Source organism: Bradyrhizobium sp. ISRA442 (assembly GCF_038085055.1).
Lineage (GTDB): Bacteria > Pseudomonadota > Alphaproteobacteria > Rhizobiales > Xanthobacteraceae > Bradyrhizobium.
Window position 1 is genome coordinate 74917 of sequence record NZ_JALGCN010000019.1, and the last position, 15357, is coordinate 90273.

Here is a 15357-nt window from a genome sequence, read left to right on the forward strand (position 1 = left end):
TTGAATCAGTGTACGCCCGGAACTCGGATCGCCTTACTCTCTCATTGGGACGTTGAACTAGACAGCCTGAACTCAGTTCGACGCGCTCGGGCGTGTACTCATAAGTCCGATCGGCCCGCGAACGCATGTCACGTCCGCTGCGGCCCCAGGAGCGAAGCAGGTCAACTCGCCCTCGCGTGTCCAGGGCCATAAGCGGACATCAGCGAACTTCCCGAAAACGGACGCATTGTCGATTGCGGGGGACGTGAATCTGGCTTTGCCAAAGGGACATAGCGCCCCGGCAGTTGGTGTCACGGTTGCGCGCAGACGCATTCAATCTTGCCGGAAGGAGGATAGCGAGATGACAGAACGAATTTCGTTGGAGGGAAAGGTCGCGGTTGTGACTGGCGCAGGTCGCGGGCTTGGGCGGGCATACGTCGAACTTCTCGCCGAGCGCGGCGCCCGGGTGGTTGTGAATGACCTGGGGACCGACGTATCGGGGTTCGGGAAGGATTCCACGATCGCGGAACAGGTGGCCGATTTCATTCGATCCCGTGGAGGCGAGGCAATCGCGAATGACAGCAACGTTTCCACCCCTGAAGGTGGCAGTGACCTGATCGCGACGACCATCGAGCATTTCGGGAGAATAGACCTCCTCGTGAACAACGCTGGTATCTGCAGAAGCCAGCTATTCGAGGCCGCCACCCTTGACGATTTCGATCACTATTGGCGGGTGCACCTCGGCGGGCCGGTTAACACGGTGAAGGCTGCCTGGCCGTATATGGCCGCACAGCGCCACGGGAAGATCATCTTCACGACGTCAGTCAGCGGCCTGTTTGGGTTACGTGGCCAAGCCACCTACGCTGCGGCCAAGTGCGCAGTAGTTGGATTGATGCGCATTCTTGCAATTGAAGGTGCTGAGCATGGGATTCTCGTGAACACCATTTCGCCAGCCGGGTACACGAGGATGCACCCAGCAGCGGTTGCGGATCCCGCTTGGCTGAAGCAGAGCGAAGCCACAATGCCGGTTGCGGCTGTTGCGCCAGCGATCGTCTGGCTCGCGAGCGATAGTTGTTCGGAGACGAACAGGATCTACAACGTGGAAGCTGGAGTAATCCAACGTATCGCTATCGTCATGGGACCTGGCTTCTACGATCCACATCTGACACCCGAGAGCATCGCCGAGAACTACGCAAAGGTCGAATCGATCGAGGGCTTCTTCGAGCCGGGTCCATTCGAGCCCGGTCAGATGCCCGCAACAGCGAAGTCTTGAGGAACGAGGTTACGCCATGGCGACGTTCGACTGTGGCAGACAGCGTTACTCTATGAACTTCTGCGCAAGTCATCAGCGGCCGCGCCGCGGCGGAGCTACACTGGCCGCCGAAAAGCAGACCTGCTGAAGGTCAGCTAATGGTCATTCTCGACTGAGCCAGCCAGTCCTGCCCGCCGTCCGATGTCCGTTTTGACCTGAAAACGACCTAGTTGTGTACGCACGAGAAATGACTGCAGTGCCAAGAGCGGGCGTCAAACAATTGTGCGGTCATCGAACAGTCGATAGCATGCCCCTTCAGCTACATTAGGCGACAGCGGACCATGGACATTGGGAACCGGGAGGACAAGGCCATGCAAGACACACCATCGCTGTCCGCCCTCTCACGTCGCAGCCTCCTGACCGGCCTTTTGGCCGCGCCGGCGCTCGCCGCCACAGTCCAGCCAGGCACCGCGCAAGCCAACGGGGCCCACTGGTCCCCGCAACAAGCGCAAGCCGCCCTGAAGGATAAGGGCACTAAGCTGGTGCTACTCGGCACCGCCGCTGGTCCAGTGCCGGGCCGCTCGCGAGAAATGACTTCACACGTGATGCTGAGCAACGGCGCGGCCTATGAGCTCGATTGCGGGATGGGTGTTACCAACCAGTTTGCCCGCACTGGGATTCCCTTTCACGCGCTGAAATCGATCTTCATCACGCACCATCACCCCGATCATAACATTGAATACGGTCCGCTGCTGATCGTCGGCTGGATACAGGGATTGCCGCTCGACGTGCGCGCTTTTGGTCCGCCACCGCTGAAGCAAATGACCGAGGATTTCATGCGCGCCTATAAGCAAACCGTCGATTTTTGGGCTGAGGATTTTCGGATGAAGCCGCTGACGTCAGTCAACGTCCAGGAGGTCTCCGCCGCTGGTCCGGTAACGCAGGATGACAACGTCAAGGTGTCGGCCATCCTTGTAGAGCACCCGCCAGTGAAGCCAGCGCTGGGCTATCGCTTCGACTTCAAGGACCGCTCGATTGCATTTTCCGGCGACACAGCACCACTCGAAGCCGTGGCGAAAATGGCGAAAGGCGCCGACGTACTGGTTCACGAAATTATGTACGTGCCAGCCGTCGAGACAGCCATAAGGGCACGGATTGCTCAGGGTTGGCCGGTGACGTTCGACGCATTCATGGCGCATATGAAGGCGGACCACACACCCTCCGAAGATGTCGGCCGCATTGCCCAGGACGCAGGTGTCAAAACACTCGTGCTATCGCACCTTACTCCGGCCAGCGACAGCATCGACGATGAGACCTGGCGTGCCCCAGTGGCGAAGTACTTCAAGGGCGAGATCATTGTCGGCAAGGACCTGATGGTGGTGTAACGCGGTGAAGGCGGCATGTCGCCTTCGGGGCCATGAGCTGCCGTGAGCAGTCGCAGCATAAGCCGCCGCAAGTCTCTCTCACTTGACGCCAGTCACCATCGAGTCTGGGCCGCCCAGCGGTTCGACGCGTATCTCTGTAAAGCCTGCCTCCTTGAACCAATCCACGCACTCTGCGCCTGTGAAGTCAAAGCCCTCGCGGGTCTCAATCAGCATGTTCAGGCTCATCAGTAATCCAAAGGCATTGCGCCGACGGTCATCGTCGATGATCGGATCGTAGACGATCAGCGCACCACCGAACGGCAGGGCATCGTAGGCTTTGCGGATCAGCGTCCGTTTTTTCTCGAGGCTCCAGTCGTGCAGGATATGCCCCATGATCAGCACATCCGCAGCGGGCATCGCCTCTGCGAAGAAGTCACCGGCGTGGAACGAAAGCCGAGCCGAGAGACCGTGCTGCGCCGCGTAGGCGTCGAAATGCGGCCTCACCACCGGCAGATCGAAGCCTATGCCAGAGAGATGGGGATGTGCCCGAGCAAGCTCGACTGCAAGGCCGCCCTCTGCGGTGCCGATGTCGGCGAAGCTCTTGTAGTCAGCCCAAGGAAATTTCTCTGCAATGGCGTGCGCGGCGCCGAGGCTCAATCCCGTCATCGCCTTGAGGAAGTCTGAGAGGATCGCTGGGTTGCGGTATATCTCATCGAACAGGTCGCGGCCCTGCTTCGCCTCGTTCTGCGGTTCCCCGGTACGCAACGCATCGGTCAACGCACTCCAGAATGGATAGAGCCGCGCGTTCGCCATTTCGAGGATTCCGCCGACATAGGTTGGTTTGCGTCGATCGAGAAATTGCGCGCCGGCCGGCGTGTTGGAGTAGAGGCCATCGTTACGTTCGAGCTGTCCGAGCGACACCAGCGCATCGAGGAAATCGCGTACGCTGCGTGGATGAAGCTTCAGCCGGGTTGTCAAGGCGTCCGCGCTGAGCGGCCCGTCGGCGAGCAAAGTGAACAGCCCGAGTTCGACTGCGCTCAGCAGCGTCTTTGAACCCCAAAAGGCGAAGCCGAGCTGCATGATAGCGTCCGGCGTTACAGATACCGTCGCGTTGTAGTCCTTCGACTGGATTTGCTGGTTCATGGTGGGGTCTCCCGATGAGGTATGGAGCGCAGCCAGATTAGTTTCGGAGCGGGAGATTGGCCTTGAAGCCGCATTGATTTTTCATGCTCTTTCCATTGATATGCTCACAGCGGCCCGGAGCCGCCTGCCGGAGAGCGATAGCGTGCGCCTCCACTTCGAGAAGTGTGTGTTGGATACCGACCGGCGCGAGCTTCGGCACGGCGAAAGCTCTGTGCCGGTGCAGCCGCAGGTATTCGACCTCCTGGTCTATCTGATCGAGAACCGTCACCGAGTCGTCACCAAGGACGATCTACTGGAGGCCGTCTGGAACGGCCGCCTCGTCTCTGAATCGACGTTGATCAGCCGCATCAATGCAGCGCGCCGTGCTATCGGCGACGACGGCGACCAACAACGACTGATCCGCACCGTCGCGCGAAAGGGGGTTCGGTTCGTTGGCGAGGTGGAGAAGGGCCCTGCTGTCACCGATTCCTTGCCTGTTGAGAGGTCGTCCGACCCCTCAGCCACAACAATGGCACTCCCGGATCGGCCGTCGATAGCGGTCCTACCGTTCACCAACATGTCGGACGACGCCGAACAGGACTTCTTCATCGACGGGATCACGGAGGACCTCATCACGGCGCTCAGCCGCATCCGGCAATTTTTCGTGATCGCGCGCAATGCGACGCTCCGTTACAAGCGCGAGCTCCCTGACGTACGCGAGATCGCGGCGACGCTCGGCGTACGCTATGTCGTCGAAGGCAGTGTCCGCAGGGATGCCGGACGCGTCCGGATTTCTGCCCAACTCCTCGACTGTAGTACCGGCAATCACGTCTGGGCCGAGCGGTTCGACCGCAAGCTCGACGATATCTTTGCTATCCAAGACGAGATAGCTCGGGAAATCGCCGGACAGATCGAGCCGGAACTGGGCCGCGCCGAATACGACCGGACCAAGGCCACGCCGCCGGAAAACCTCGGCGCTTGGGAGCTGTTCCATCGCGGTATGGCGTTGATCGCGCAACGCACGCGGGACGGCAATGCCGAGGCGCGCCGGCTGCTCGAACGTTCGCTCGCGCTCCACCCCAGTTTCGCGCCCGCACACGCCGCAATCGCGTGGAGTCAGGCGGAGGATCTTTTCTTCTGCTACGCGATACATGACCCGAAAGACATTCTCAACCGTGCCCGCCGCGCCGTCTTGCTCGACGACCGGGACGCTCTATCGCATCTGGCGTTGGCCTGGGGCCTGACTTTCAGTCGCCAACCAGAATCCGCGATCGATGCGGCGAAGCGAGCGATCGCACTCAATCCGAGCTTTGCGCACGCCTATGCGATCCTTGGCCGGCTCCTGATCCAATCTGGCCGCTGCGACGAAGGTATTCGACAGGCCGAACGGGCGCTCCGGTTGAGTCCATTCGCGCCGAGCGCACGTCAGTACCTCAACGTCCTCGCCGTCGGTTATCTCTATCTAGGCAATGATGCTAAAGCGGTTGAACTCGCCCGTGAATCCATCCACTCATTCGACACGTGGGCGCCGCACATGATCATCACGTCGGCACTCGGCCATCTCGGCGACCACACAGGCGCGGAGCAGGAGAGTCGCGAGACGCGAAGACACCGGCCAGATTTTTCAATCGCGCAGGTGCGGCGGGATTACATCGTTTTCGACGCAGCTTGTCTCGATCGGTTGCTGGCCGGGCTTCGCAAAGCGGGCGTTGCAGAAATGTCGAAAGTGGCCTTACCGTTCACCCAAAGCTAGACAACTGTTATTCTCGCGGCGAGAGTTCAGCTCGTCGGCTGTGGGGCGCTAACGGACCTCCTGCCATGACCTGAACCAGATCCGGTCTACTCCCGAAAAACCGACATGGGCAGCGCGCAGTCTCGGTACGTTTGGGAGGCATCGCCGACGTTAACCCTGTCGGCAAATGATCCGTGCGTGGGTAGCTAGCCGCCGACAAGTTGCCTCATTGGAGCGGAGAATTTTAAGCGGCACTAACTCAGGTTAGAGGCGCATCATGCTGAGAATGGTGTTGTTGGGCCTGCTTATCCCGTTGTGTGTAGGCGTGCTGTCGGCAATGGAGTTCAGAACTCCACAGCGCAGCGCAGTCGCGATCGTCCAGCCCCTTGCTGAGCCAGACGCCGGCATTTCCGATTCACATGGCGTATTGGCAAAGGCTGATCGCCTTGAAGTCGTCGCTGTGAGCAGCGAGAGGCCAGCACAGCTTGCTTCGGTCGACCAACGCATTGCTCCGCCGGAAGACGCCAGTATCGGTTCTTCGGAGCCTCCGAGCCCGATCGCCCGTCATCGGCACAATCCGAAGAAGGTCACTACCGCTGCAGGCCCCAAGTCGAAGCCGAAGGCAACCGTTGTCAAGCGAACCGCGATTGTCCAGCCTTCAAAGGCCGCCAGCGATAGCGAACCCTGTCGGCTCAAGGCGTTTGGTGGCTTACGTAAGGCTTTGAATTCAACCGGCTGCGAAATCTGAGGGCTTCGAAGTCGAACAATCTGTGTTCGTGGCCCGCTGAGCGGCGGAAGCGGAAGTCTGGGGCTACTGATAAGTACTTGGTCGCTTCGTCTTTGATAGCAGATATGCCGGGCTTTCGCTGCACGTCGGCTCAGGGCCAACCGGCGACACAGCCGGAGTGCCTTGGTCGAGTCTGCTTCACGCTTTTGAAGCGGGCATCTCATTTTACGTGTGCGTACCCCGGAGCTACGTCCTCACTTCGACGACGTCGCGGTCGCGGCTTCCCCGTTGTCGCGCACATGGATCACGGCGATGTCGTCCGCATAGAGCCGCTTCCAGCCCTTGATGTGATCCAGCACCTGGGCCGCCGGCGCGTCCGCGACCAACAGCGTGGCGTCGATCTTGTACTCGTCGAGCAGCCGGGTCAGGTTGTCGAGCTTCTTGACCTCCACCGCCTTGAAGAAGTCCATCACGAAACGCTCGCCATAGAGCTCGGCGCGCCCGTCGACGAACACCGGGATGTCGCGCGAGATCAAATAGCCGCCGAACTGATAGGCGTTGAAGATGCGCTGCGCCTTGCGCTGCTCCAGCAGGTCGACCGCGGCGACCGGCGTCTGCCTCATGGTGAAGTTGAAGCGATGATGCGACATGTAGATCGAGGTCGAGGTCCAGGCTGCGCCCACGATCATCAGCGCGCCTGTTACGGTCACGTAGCGGGCCGGCCGGGTCTCACCAATCAGTGAATCCGGCCGGGACCGCGGCGACTGCTCACCGAGCGGCTTGGCCAGCACCAGTGGCACCAGGAAGGCAAAGGCCTCGATGTTCCTGACATGGGTCAGCGCCATCCAGGTCAGCAGCAGGATCAATAGAATGCGCGGCAGGGAGAGCGTGAGCCCACAGAACAGACCGAGCCCGATGAGGCCCAGTACGGCGCCTTCGAACGTGCCGAACGAAGCGAAGTTCGGCGGCATCCATTCCGAGATGATCGACAGCAGCTCGCCGAGATCGAGGATATTCGTCGCGCCGAGCAGCGTGCGCCAGCCATAGGGCGTGACGCAAGCCGCGGCCAGCGCGGCGACGCCGAACAGGAACCACCGCAGCAACAGCCGCACCTGCTTGCCGGAATCGAGCGTCCAGATCGCCTCCAGCGCCATCGGGCCGATCAGCGCGAGGCCCAGCACGAAGCCGCCATGCAGGTTGGACCACAGCGACATCAGCGGCAGCCAATACCAGGATGGTGTGCCCTTGCGATCGGCCGCCGTCATCAGCATGCCGGCCCAGGCGATCATGACGGGCAGTGCCAGGATGTGTGGCCGCGCCAGAATGTGATGCAGCGACAGCACGACCGCCAGCATCGCGAACAGTACCGCGCGCGGGATCTCGAGATGCGCATCGAGCAGATACACGAAGATCGCAGCCGACAATGCCACCGCAAGCGTGGTGATGATCACGGGGCCGGCCCATTCCCAGTGCGCGTAGGACAGCGCGAAAAGCACCTGCGACAGCCACGATGTCGAGATCCAGGGCGCGCCAGGGCGCGTGAAGGAATAGAAATCGGTATAGGGCAGCGCCTGATGATCGAGGATCCATTGCCCGATCTTGATCTGCCAGAACGAGTCGGAATCCTGGAGCAGCGTGTTGCCGACGTAGAGGAAGAAGAGGTAGGCGCCGGCGCCGACGCTCAGCGGCAGCAGCGCTCGCGCGCGGCTCTGCACCGCGATGCTGTTGGTGAAGGAGAGGGACATGCCGCCTCGTCGTCCTGCGTGTTCTTGTCCGGTTGGCCGGGCGCAAGGCATTGGACCATGGCGGTCATAACTTCGGGTAAATCGGCGCACCCCGCTCGCGTCGTCGACGATTTAACCGATCGTTTTCAATTTCGATTTACCATCGGCGAATACACGCAAACCGCCCTGTGTTTACGCGGTCGAATTAACTGCGGCGCAATTCTTTGCATTTACAGTCGGTTCCATGGTCGGACGGCGCTGGGAAGCCGAGAGACCAGACTAGTTGTAGCCTTGTGTACTCTTTGGAGCAGTCTATGAAGAACCTCGTTGCGCGCTTCGTGAAGGATGAATCCGGCGCCACCGCCATTGAATACGGCCTGATCGCTGCCGGCATCGCGCTGGCGATCATCACCGTCGTCAATCAGCTTGGCACCACGTTGAACACCAAGTTCGGCGCGATCTCGTCCAGCCTCAAGTAAGGCCAGACGAACTGGAAATCGAAAGAGCCTCGTCCTGGACGGGGCTCTTTTCTTTTGGTCGACGCGTTCGATATGCCGCGGCCGCCGGCAATGGGCCGACCTATGGCCGCACTATTCCGCGAGGCTGGGCCGCCAGACCGGCGATGCAGCAGACGGTGCGGAAGCCTGCGGTGAGCGGCCGAACCGTTCGAGATAGAGTTTCGCGGCTAGAATCGACGCTGCGGCGAGCGCAATGCCGCCGAAGACGTCGATCATGTAGTGCGCGCCGATCACCGGCGTGGCGGCGATCATCAGCAGGTTGAGCGCGGCTGCAATGCCGCCGATGCCGCGCACCGGCCACAGCGCCCACATGTAGAGCACGGCCGATGCGGCGTGAAAGCTCGGGAACGAGACAATACCGGAGAGCTTGAACAGTTCGAGCTCGCGCAGGCTTCCGTCGCGCAAGGCCAGCATGTCGTGCAACTGACCGGCATAGATCGCCGTGTTGACGTCAGGGAAGTGGGCGGCCGCCAATTGCAGTCCGTAATAGGTGCCGATCGCCGGCACGACGGCCGAGATCGCGATGGTGATCGCGAGCGCAAGATTCATGGCGAGCACGAACAGTTGCAGGCGCACATAGCGCGCGGTCAGCGCCAGCACGACGGGAATGCCGAGCAGCGGCCATTTGATCAGTCCGTAGCAGCGCGACAGGCCGTCGGCGAGCCAGGGATGATCGTTGACATAGCGTGCGATCGGTTCGGGATCCATGCCAAGCGCGCGATCGATCGCAAGCAGCGCATGGTCCTGCAGCGGCCAGCCCATCTTGGCCGCGACGTAGCTGAGCGGTCCCACGATGGCGCAGGTGAGGATCACTTGCCCGATCGTGCCGATCGAAAACACCAGCTTCGGATCGGCGAGCTCGCCCTTCGTCATGCGATGACGATAGGCGACCGCAAGCAGCACGGCCGCGATCGCCAATGTCACGCCGAAGGCGATCGGCTCGAGCCGAAGTCCGGTGAAGGCCAGGCCGAGCGCGAGCAGGCTGCCCATGGCTGCGATGGGAAGCCAGTTCACGTGGAAGAGCTGCCAGGCGGTCCGGGCGTCCGTATCGACCATGCTGCACCAGATTTGACGCCGTACAGTCGCGAACGCGCTTTAAGATGACGGTAAGAATCGTGGTTAGCCCTTCGCCAAGAGATCCGCTGCATTTTCGTCGTACAGGCCGTCTTGCGTGGATTGCGGGGGCACGCATTTGGTTCTTGTCATTCGCTCTGAATAGTTGTTCAGTTCTTGGGGGCGATTTGCAGCGAAAATCGGTGACGAAGCGTTCGGGCGCAGGGCGTGCGGCCGGCGTGGGTGGGACAGGAAGCGCGCCATGGTTTATCGGCGGACGCATCAAGTGGTTAAGCGCCTAGCGGCCCGGCGCAGCGCCATTCTCGCGGCGGCGCGCGAGGCGGCGGCGGAAGGCGGGATGGCGGCGGTGCAGATCGCGCCGGTCGCGGTCCGGGCCAGTGTCGCGGCCGGCACCGTCTATCGCTACTTCCCCTCCAAGGCCGACCTGATCTCCGAATTGATCGCCGAGGTCTCCCGCGACGAGCTCGCCGCGATCCGCCGGGCAGCCGACGCCGCGCCGGGCCCGTCGTCGGCGCTGGCGGCGGCCGTCACCACGGTTGCCGTCCATACCCTGTCCCAGCGCCGGCTGGCCTGGGGCATCCTGGCCGAGCCGGTCGACGTCGATGTCAGCGCCTCCCGGCTAGCCAGCCGGCGCGAGATCGCGGGCGAGATCGCCGCCCGGATCGAAGCCGCCGTGCGCGCCGGTCATCTGCCGGCGCAGGACACCGCGCTTGCCGCGACCGCGCTGCTCGGCGCGCTGCATGAGGCCCTGGTCGGGCCGCTCGCCCCCGACAATCTCGAAGATCCCGCAAAGCTGCGCGACGCGGTGCAGACCGTCACGCTGCTCGCGCTGCGCGCGGTCGGCGTGATGGACGCCCGCGCCCGCGGCCTCGTGGTGCAGCAGACGCTGCTGCCGACCACGAAGGCGCTGGTGGGGGCTTGACCAAGGCCAACGCGTGATCGAAGCGGGATGAGACCTCGTTGCGCTTAAGTCATTGTTTAGGCGCTACTTTTCGAAAAGCGGCAGCACGCTCAAGGCCTCACGCCAGCAGCCATCGGCTACTTTGCATGGGGTTGTTTTCGATATTTTTGCTGGGCTCAGGCCAGCGTCGCCGGAGATGGGCCGCAATCTCCAGATTCCGGGTTCGCCCGCGCATTCCGCGCGCGCCCCGGAATCATAGGAGCCTCACATATTCGCCTCGCCCTCGGGGCCAACCGAGGCGATGCGCACCATGTTGGTGGTGCCGGGGATGCCGAGCGGCACGCCGGCGACGATGATCACGCGCTGACCGGCGCGGACGAATCCATCCCGAAACGCGATCTGGCCGGCGCGGCTCACCATGTCGTCCTGGTCGCGCGCATCCTCAGCGACCACGCAATGCACGCCCCAGACAACCGCCAGCCGGCGTCCGGCCGTGATGTTCGGCGTGATTGCCACGATCGGCGGCTTCGGCCGTTCGCGCGCAACGCGCACGGCGGTCGAGCCTGAGCTGGTCCAGCAGATCAGCGCCGGCAGGTCGAGCGTCTCGGCGATCTGCCGTGCAGCATCTGCAATGGCATCGCCTGCGGTCGCCTCGGGCGACGGGCGCTGCGCCGCGACCACCGAAAGATAGGTCGGGTCGCGCTCGACCTCCTCGCCGATGCGGTTCATGGTCGAGACGGCCTCGACCGGGAATTTGCCGGCGGCCGATTCCGCCGACAGCATGATGGCGTCGGCGCCTTCATAGACGGCGGTGGCGACGTCCGAGACTTCGGCGCGGGTCGGCACCGGCGCCTGGATCATCGATTCCAGCATCTGGGTTGCGATCACCACCGGCTTGCCGGCGCGGCGCGCCATGCGCGTCATCTGCTTCTGCAGGCTCGGCACACGCTCCAGCGGCAGCTCGACGCCGAGGTCTCCGCGCGCCACCATCAGCGCGTCGGAGGCCTCGATGATGTCGGCGAGGCGGTCGATGGCCTGCGGCTTCTCGATCTTGGCCATCACGGCGGCGCGGCCGCGGATCATCTTCTTGGCCTCGATCACGTCATCGGCGCGCTGCACGAAGGACAGCGCGATCCAGTCGACGCCGGTGACGAGCGCCGCCTCGAGATCGGCACGGTCCTTCGGCGTCATCGCCGAGACCGCCAGGTCCGTATCGGGCAGGCTGACGCCCTTGCGGTCGGACATCTTGCCGCCGACCACGACACGCGTCACCGCATGCTCTTTGGAGGTTTCCTCCGCGATCAGCCGCACCTTGCCGTCATCGAGCAGGAGCGCATGCCCCGGCCGCAATGCGGCGAGGATCTCCGGATGGGGGAGATGGACGCGCGTGGAATCGCCTGGCGCCTTGTCGGAATCCAGCGTGAAGGTCTGGCCGTTCTGGAGCTGGACCGAGCCGTCGGCGAAGGCGCCGAGCCTGAGCTTCGGGCCCTGGAGGTCGACCAGGATGCCGATCGGCCGGCCGTAGCTGCTCTCGACGTTACGGATGGTCGCCACCAGCTCCCGCATCTTGTCGTGCGGGGTGTGGCTCATGTTGATGCGGAAAAGGTCGGCGCCGGCCTCGAACAGCCGGCGGATCATCGCGAGGTCTGAAGAGGCGGGTCCGAGGGTCGCGAGAATCTTGATACGGCGAAGACGCCTCATGGCTTATTCCCAGGCGGGGGAGGGGCACCTGGCGGAAGACCAGGCGAGCCCGGGGGCGTAGCACCCGGCGGGCTATTGGGCAAACCCGGAACGCCGCCGCCCGGGCCAACTGGTCCGGGCAGACCCGGCACCCGCTGCTGCGAGGGCTGCTCGTTGGCGTCGGTGAGCTGCACCGTCCAGGCCCGCTGCTCGCCGGTGTCGACCTCGAAGAAGCCGGTCCGATCGTAGCCGCGCGCCAGACAATCCTCCGTGCCGCGGATGGTGAATTCCTTGTCGCGCGAGCACATGAAGGCCTGCCCGGACCACTCGCCGCCGCGGTCGTAGTCGATCGCATAGATGTAGTAGTAGCGGGCGACCAGCGTTCCCCGCAGTAGCGTCTCGCAGGAGCGGGACGAGATGTTCCACCAGCCCTCGGTGGTCCAGCCATCGGCGTCCTTGTAGCCGAGTGCGATACCGACCCGGCTTGCGGTGTTGTTGCACAGGCGGAAATCGGCCGATGCCGGGCTGCTCCAGAGGCACAGCAGGGCAACCGCCAGCACCGGGACCAACCGGGCGAGCAGGCGGAGGGGTGAACGGGGAGATTCGGCGATCATTGTCGCGGAAGCTATATCAGATGGTTGACGATTTCGCGTAGAGGGGGCGGAGCTACTGTACTGAACCTCCTCGGCGGCCCGTTTGCGCCGCGATATGGCAAAATCTGTGACAGGACCCCACCTGATCCCGTAAGGATGAGCCAACCACCGGGTCAGAGCCAAGGGATCCAGCTATGGCAATCGACGACAAAACCAGAACGGAGCTCGAGGCCGCCGCCTTCCGGCGCCTGGTCGAGCATCTGCGGACGCGGACCGACGTCCAGAACATCGATCTGATGAATCTGGCGGGCTTCTGCCGCAATTGCCTCTCCAACTGGCTCAAGGATGCGGCCGACGCGCAAGGGGTGGCCCTCAGCAAGGACGAGAGCCGCGAGGCCATCTACGGCATGCCGTACGAGACCTGGAAGTCGAAGTACCAGGGCACGGCCACGCCGGAGCAGCTTGAGGCGATGAAGAAAGTCCATCCCGGGCACTGAGCCCGTGGCCTGAGTCGCGCACAGCACAACAGCTTTCTTTATCCTCCCGCAGGAAGGTGTGGGCGCGCTGTGGACGATTGTGTTGTTGCCTTGAACGCAACGGCCGCCAACCCTAAGGGTCAAGCAGCACGCGCGGTGACGATGCCGGCGTCACCTCGTTTTGCCAGTTCCATTGGGAGTACAAGATGGCCACCTCCGCCGCCGTCCGCGACGACGAGCCCGCGACGAAATTTGCAAAAGACCAGCTCAAATCCATCATCGAGCGCATCGAGCGTCTGGAGGAAGAGAAGAAGGCGATCTCCGACGACATCCGTGACGTCTACGCCGAGAGCAAGGGCAACGGCTTCGACGTGAAGGCACTGCGCACCATCGTGCGCCTGCGCAAGCAGGACCCGAACGAGCGCGCCGAGGCCGAGACGATCCTCGAGACCTACATGCAGGCGCTGGGGATGCTCTGAGGCGTCCGGCCTCCGCCATTGCAAGCAACGTGTAGCCCGGATGGAGCGAAGCGAAATCCGGGCCACCAAACTGAAATTGTGAAAACAGCGAAAGTCGGACGGGCCTTAGCGCAGTGCGGCCGTGCGCATGACGAACGACGTCATCTCGAACTTCGCCGTCGCGCTTCCCGAAAAGCTGTCGCAGGACATGCCCTGCATTGGATCGTCGGTGAAGCCCATCGCGATCACGGCTTGCGGCTTGACGAAGTAGGCGCGCATAGCAGCCATATCGATCTCGCCCATCAGCGTCACCGACATTGCGCGGCTCGCGCTTGGCGACAGCATCACGATCTTGAGCCACAGGCTCTCGCCCTTGGCGGCGGAGAGGCGGGCTGAGGTCGCGATCGCGCCCTGGGACCCCTTGGCCACAACCGTGTTGATTTCAGTGGCCTGGGCGAGGTTGCGGGAGACCGGACGGCCTGGGCGCGGGATCGGTGCCGAGGCGGCGACGACCTTGGCGTGGTCAACCTGGGAGGCGTCGCCCGGCGCATAGGCCAGAGCCTCATAGGCGGATGAGGAGACGCTCGCGGTCGGCTGCGGATCGGTGGCGGCGGCGAGCGCCTGGCGCGCCTTCAGCGCGGCGACCTGGGCTGGCGTCGCCTGCTGCGGCGTTGCCGGCGTATCCCAGAAGCCGCGGGCATTGATGATGTCGGCCGGCGTCTCCGGCTTGTCGGTCGGCTTGGCGTCAGCCGGCTTGTCGGCGACGGGTGCGGGCTTCGGCTTGGCCGGCGCAACGATCTGCGCATCGGCCGAGGCGAGCTGGAGCGTTGCAGCAGCTTGCGGTTTGGCGCGCGGCGTCGGCACTGGATCGGCCGGCTTCGCGGCGGCGACCACGGTCGGGGCCGTCGGCTTCGCGCTCGCGGCGGGGGCGCCTTCGTCATCCTCTTCGCTGCTGGGAGCCGACTTGCTCCTGAACAGGGCAGCGAAGAAGTTCAACTTGCCGCCGGTCGCGGCGTCGTCGCCATTGCCGCGCCGCTCGATGTCCGCCTTGGCAAGCTCATAGCCCTTCAGCGGCGTGCCGTCGGCGGGCACATGGACCGTGCGGCCGTCCGGGAAGACGCGCGCGAGCTGATCATGCGTCATGCGCGGCCAATGCCGGATGCTGCCGGTGTCGAGATGCACGAAGGGCGAGCCGGAGGTCGGATAGAAGCCGACGCCGCCGCGCTGCAGGCGCAGGCCGGCAAAGCGGATCTGCTCCAGCGGCACGCCCGGAATGTAGAAGTCCATTGCATGTCCCAGCATGTGCTGGCTGAAGCGCGCGACGCCCGAAGAGCGGCGGCGGAGCATGGCGTTGGTGGCGGGGGAGCGGTAGGAGGAGATGATCTGGATCGGCTGTTTGGCGTCGACGTCGCGATAGACTTCCCAGAGGATGTCGAAGAGGTGACGGTCCATGACCGTCTCGTCCTGGGTGCGCCAGTCGCGCAGGAAGTGATTGAGCTGCTTCAGCGCAGCCTCGTCATAGCGCCCGTCGCGCTTGAAGGTGACGGTGAGATCTTCACCGGAATGGGTGTGGTGGAAGGAGAGCGTGCGGGTCTCGTTCAGCGCCGCCGCGTCATGAACCGATCCGGCGGCGGCAAGCAGCAGCAGCGCGGCGAGGCCGATCCTGGATCCGGCCTTCACTCCCGCATGGGACAACGACACCGCAGAAATTTTGCGTGCGAAACCAGCCAGCACGTATGAGCCCACCCAGTCGACGA

Annotated in this window: 14 protein-coding genes; 8 read left to right on the top strand and 6 right to left on the bottom strand. The window is 63.3% G+C overall.

Annotated features, from left to right (window positions below; translation table 11 throughout):
* Nucleotides 1-340 precede the first annotated feature (340 nt).
* On the top strand, nt 341-1252 hold the full coding sequence (locus MTR72_RS30310; protein ID WP_280966695.1) for an SDR family NAD(P)-dependent oxidoreductase: 912 nt from the start codon (nt 341-343) through the stop codon (nt 1250-1252).
* Nucleotides 1253-1602: 350 nt separating this feature from the next.
* Complete coding sequence (locus MTR72_RS30315) at nt 1603-2616, top strand: MBL fold metallo-hydrolase (protein WP_280966694.1); 1014 nt, start codon at nt 1603-1605, stop codon at nt 2614-2616.
* Between the two features lie 78 nt (nt 2617-2694).
* Here the strand turns inward: MTR72_RS30315 and MTR72_RS30320 are convergent, their stop codons facing one another.
* Nucleotides 2695-3738 carry a methyltransferase gene (locus MTR72_RS30320; protein WP_280966693.1) on the bottom strand — a complete coding sequence of 348 codons (1044 nt, stop codon included), beginning with the start codon at nt 3736-3738 and terminating at the stop codon, nt 2695-2697.
* On the opposite strand from MTR72_RS30320, the gene MTR72_RS30325 reads away from it, so the two are divergent.
* Nucleotides 3737-5470 (top strand): winged helix-turn-helix domain-containing tetratricopeptide repeat protein, encoded by a 1734-nt coding sequence (locus MTR72_RS30325; RefSeq protein WP_280966692.1) that lies wholly within the window; start codon nt 3737-3739, stop codon nt 5468-5470. The genes MTR72_RS30320 and MTR72_RS30325 overlap by 2 nt on opposite strands.
* Nucleotides 5471-5726: 256 nt before the next feature.
* Nucleotides 5727-6197 (top strand): hypothetical protein, encoded by a 471-nt coding sequence (locus MTR72_RS30330; protein WP_280966691.1) that lies wholly within the window; start codon nt 5727-5729, stop codon nt 6195-6197.
* A gap of 233 nt (nt 6198-6430) precedes the next feature.
* Here MTR72_RS30330 and MTR72_RS30335 read toward each other — a convergent pair whose 3' ends face one another.
* Nucleotides 6431-7921, bottom strand: a complete 1491-nt coding sequence (locus MTR72_RS30335; protein WP_280966690.1) for a hypothetical protein — start codon at nt 7919-7921, stop codon at nt 6431-6433.
* Nucleotides 7922-8214: 293 nt separating this feature from the next.
* Here MTR72_RS30335 and MTR72_RS30340 point away from each other — a divergent pair, with 293 nt between their 5' ends.
* Entirely contained in the window at nt 8215-8379 is a 165-nt protein-coding gene (locus MTR72_RS30340) for a Flp family type IVb pilin (protein ID WP_280966689.1), read from the top strand.
* Between the two features lie 111 nt (nt 8380-8490).
* Here MTR72_RS30340 and MTR72_RS30345 read toward each other — a convergent pair whose 3' ends face one another.
* Entirely contained in the window at nt 8491-9474 is a 984-nt protein-coding gene (locus tag MTR72_RS30345; protein ID WP_280966688.1) for a phosphatase PAP2 family protein, read from the bottom strand.
* 259 nt (nt 9475-9733) lie between these two features.
* Between MTR72_RS30345 and MTR72_RS30350 the strand changes: the two genes are divergently transcribed.
* Nucleotides 9734-10414: a TetR/AcrR family transcriptional regulator gene (locus MTR72_RS30350; RefSeq protein WP_280966687.1), complete on the top strand. Its 681-nt coding sequence runs from the start codon at nt 9734-9736 to the stop codon at nt 10412-10414.
* Between the two features lie 243 nt (nt 10415-10657).
* Here MTR72_RS30350 and pyk read toward each other — a convergent pair whose 3' ends face one another.
* Nucleotides 10658-12094 carry a pyruvate kinase gene (gene pyk, locus MTR72_RS30355; RefSeq protein WP_280966686.1) on the bottom strand — a complete coding sequence of 479 codons (1437 nt, stop codon included), beginning with the start codon at nt 12092-12094 and terminating at the stop codon, nt 10658-10660.
* Nucleotides 12091-12687, bottom strand: a complete 597-nt coding sequence (locus tag MTR72_RS30360; RefSeq protein WP_280966685.1) for a DUF1036 domain-containing protein — start codon at nt 12685-12687, stop codon at nt 12091-12093. Before MTR72_RS30360 ends, pyk begins: the two co-directional genes overlap by 4 nt.
* A gap of 173 nt (nt 12688-12860) precedes the next feature.
* On the opposite strand from MTR72_RS30360, the gene MTR72_RS30365 reads away from it, so the two are divergent.
* Together MTR72_RS30365 and MTR72_RS30370 are read left to right on the top strand one after the other, a co-directional pair.
* On the top strand, nt 12861-13163 hold the full coding sequence (locus MTR72_RS30365; RefSeq protein WP_280966684.1) for a DUF1244 domain-containing protein: 303 nt from the start codon (nt 12861-12863) through the stop codon (nt 13161-13163).
* A gap of 185 nt (nt 13164-13348) precedes the next feature.
* A complete protein-coding gene (locus tag MTR72_RS30370; RefSeq protein WP_280966683.1) occupies nt 13349-13621 on the top strand; it encodes a DUF2312 domain-containing protein in 273 nt (90 codons plus the stop codon).
* 105 nt (nt 13622-13726) lie between these two features.
* On the opposite strand, the gene MTR72_RS30375 is transcribed toward MTR72_RS30370, so the two are convergent.
* Nucleotides 13727-15346, bottom strand: coding sequence for a DUF882 domain-containing protein (locus MTR72_RS30375; protein ID WP_341511655.1), 1620 nt, complete (start codon nt 15344-15346; stop codon nt 13727-13729).
* Nucleotides 15347-15357: the final 11 nt, after the last annotated feature.

What these genes read in the sequence shown, in the direction of transcription:
- pyk (WP_280966686.1), bottom strand. Translation starts at nt 12,094, where the DNA reads ATGAGGCGTCTTCGCCGTATCAAGATTCTCGCGACCCTCGGACCCGCC.
- MTR72_RS30360 (WP_280966685.1), bottom strand. Translation starts at nt 12,687, where the DNA reads ATGATCGCCGAATCTCCCCGTTCACCCCTCCGCCTGCTCGCCCGGTTG.
- MTR72_RS30325 (WP_280966692.1), top strand. Translation starts at nt 3,737, where the DNA reads ATGGTGGGGTCTCCCGATGAGGTATGGAGCGCAGCCAGATTAGTTTCG.
- MTR72_RS30365 (WP_280966684.1), top strand. Translation starts at nt 12,861, where the DNA reads ATGGCAATCGACGACAAAACCAGAACGGAGCTCGAGGCCGCCGCCTTC.
- MTR72_RS30350 (WP_280966687.1), top strand. Translation starts at nt 9,734, where the DNA reads ATGGTTTATCGGCGGACGCATCAAGTGGTTAAGCGCCTAGCGGCCCGG.
- MTR72_RS30335 (WP_280966690.1), bottom strand. Translation starts at nt 7,921, where the DNA reads ATGTCCCTCTCCTTCACCAACAGCATCGCGGTGCAGAGCCGCGCGCGA.
- MTR72_RS30315 (WP_280966694.1), top strand. Translation starts at nt 1,603, where the DNA reads ATGCAAGACACACCATCGCTGTCCGCCCTCTCACGTCGCAGCCTCCTG.
- MTR72_RS30370 (WP_280966683.1), top strand. Translation starts at nt 13,349, where the DNA reads ATGGCCACCTCCGCCGCCGTCCGCGACGACGAGCCCGCGACGAAATTT.
- MTR72_RS30330 (WP_280966691.1), top strand. Translation starts at nt 5,727, where the DNA reads ATGCTGAGAATGGTGTTGTTGGGCCTGCTTATCCCGTTGTGTGTAGGC.
- MTR72_RS30320 (WP_280966693.1), bottom strand. Translation starts at nt 3,738, where the DNA reads ATGAACCAGCAAATCCAGTCGAAGGACTACAACGCGACGGTATCTGTA.
- MTR72_RS30310 (WP_280966695.1), top strand. Translation starts at nt 341, where the DNA reads ATGACAGAACGAATTTCGTTGGAGGGAAAGGTCGCGGTTGTGACTGGC.
- MTR72_RS30340 (WP_280966689.1), top strand. Translation starts at nt 8,215, where the DNA reads ATGAAGAACCTCGTTGCGCGCTTCGTGAAGGATGAATCCGGCGCCACC.
- MTR72_RS30345 (WP_280966688.1), bottom strand. Translation starts at nt 9,474, where the DNA reads ATGGTCGATACGGACGCCCGGACCGCCTGGCAGCTCTTCCACGTGAAC.